2 protein-coding genes are annotated in these 2,043 nt (G+C 40.6%); both read left to right on the top strand.

Annotation, left to right across the window (positions count from 1 at the left end; genetic code table 11):
* Positions 1–1,650: GspE/PulE family protein (locus NTU69_10655; protein MCX5803970.1), on the top strand; the 1,650-nt coding region annotated here is incomplete at its 5' end.
* Positions 1,647–2,043 (top strand): type II secretion system F family protein (locus NTU69_10650; protein ID MCX5803969.1); only part of this gene is annotated, 397 nt, incomplete at its 3' end. The genes NTU69_10655 and NTU69_10650, both read left to right, overlap by 4 nt.

The following is a 2,043-nucleotide window of genomic DNA, read 5'->3' as shown; positions in this document are numbered from 1 at the left end:
ATTATGTCTACCTTCAGGCTGGGAGATATACTTAAGACAAAGGGGTTGATCAGTGATAATCAACTTAAGATCTCTTTAGTGCACCAAAAGGTTACCGGTGAACTGCTTGGAGACATTTTTGTCCGGTTGGGGTTTATCACTTCCAAAGAGCTTGGCCAGACACTTGCAGAACAGTTTAAAATAGAGTTTATAGACCTCAGTGAATACCCTATCTCTGAAGATGCACTAAAAATGATACCCAAAGATATTGCCGAAAGGGAAGAATTTATACCAATTGAGATTGAAAATGGGAAGATGAGTATAGGTGTGACTAACCCCAGTAATATTGGAGCAGTTGACAGGGTAGTGAACATTACAAAGGAGTATCCAAAGGTCTTTCTTGTAGACCCGGATAGTTTTCATGATTCCCTGGAAAGTAGTTACTATTTTCTTGAAAACCCTATTCAGGAACGTATGGATAGTATTATAAAGGAAATGGGTAAAACAGGGACTGTAACTGGAGCTCAAATAGCATCACTCACAGAATTGGTAATTATGAGTGGTATCAGGGAAAAGGCAACCGATGTTCATATTAATCCATCATCTGATATAACCAATGTTTTTTACAGGATTGACGGGGTACTGCAGCATCGATATTCTTTTCAAAAATTAACCCATGGTGGGGTGGTATCGAGAATCAAGATTATGTCCCAGATTGATATCGCAGAGACAAGGTTACCGCAGGATGGTTCATTTACCTTCCCTTTTCTGGATAAGTTTTACGACATCCGTGTATCTACAGTCCCAACTATATACGGCGAGAATGTTGTAATGAGAATACTCGCAGGAACCGGGTATCTGCTGAGTATAGATAAGCTTGGATTTGATAGTGCAGGTACAGAAAAGGTAAAAGATTTATTTCAAAAGCCTTACGGGATTATCCTTATCGCCGGTCCCACAGGTAGTGGAAAAACTACAACCCTTTATTCCGCATTGAGGGAGATTAACCTGCTTGAGAGAAATGTAATCACCGTTGAAGACCCTGTTGAGTATAAATTGAGTTTTGTGAAACAGACTCAGGTCAATGAGAAGGTGGGATATGATTTCGCCCTTGCAGGCAGAAACTTTATGAGACAGGACCCGGACGTAATGCTCCTCGGAGAAGTAAGGGATGAAGAAACAGCAAAGATAGCAATCAGGGCATCCATTACAGGACACCTTGTTCTTTCAACACTCCATACAAATGATGCGGTAACTTCAATCCCCAGACTTCTGGACCTTCAGGTTGATAAATTTTTACTCTCTACTTCACTTCTTGCCATTATAGCCCAGCGTCTTGTAAGAAAGATTTGCAGGTTCTGCAAGATTGAATATCCATTGAATGACAACGAAATATCCCAGTTTAAAGAGTATGGAATTCTTAGAGATACTGGATTTAAGGGTAAGGGGTGTCCTAAATGCAATGGTACAGGGTACTCAGGAAGAACATTGATTGGTGAGATACTGACAATTGATGATGAAATGAGGGAGCTGATATTTTCAGGGGCAGCTATCACTGTCTTAAAGAAAGCGGCCTTGAAAAAGGGGATGCTCCCGCTGAGAGAGGATGGATTGAAGAAGGCTGCTGAAGGGATAACGAGTTTGGAGGAAATAATAAGGGTAACAGGGTGAGCTATTTTACTTATAAGGCAATAAATCTTGATGGTACCATGATAAGTGGAGTTACAGAGGCAGAAGACATTAATGCTGTCTATGATGACCTTACAGCAAAAAGCTTAAATGTCCTTGCTGTGAAAAGGGCAAGCAATATTATTATAAAGATAAGAAACTATTTTGTTATAGGGAAGGTAAAAAGGTCAGACGTTATTGAGTATGTCCGGAATCTCGCTGTTATGTTGAGGGCAGGTATACCGCTACTCAGTGCCATAGAAGATAGCATGGAGAGCACAGATAACAGACATCTTAAGTCCGCCCTTGCAGATATAAAGTCTCAGGTAGAGCTCGGTACAAGTTTTTCAGAGGCATTAGCCCGGCATAAAGGAGCCTTTCCTGATATATTTATCA

The organism is Pseudomonadota bacterium (genome assembly GCA_026388215.1).
Taxonomy (GTDB): Bacteria; Desulfobacterota; Syntrophorhabdia; order Syntrophorhabdales; family Syntrophorhabdaceae; genus JAPLKF01.
This window is presented reverse-complemented; position numbering and strand designations above follow the sequence as displayed.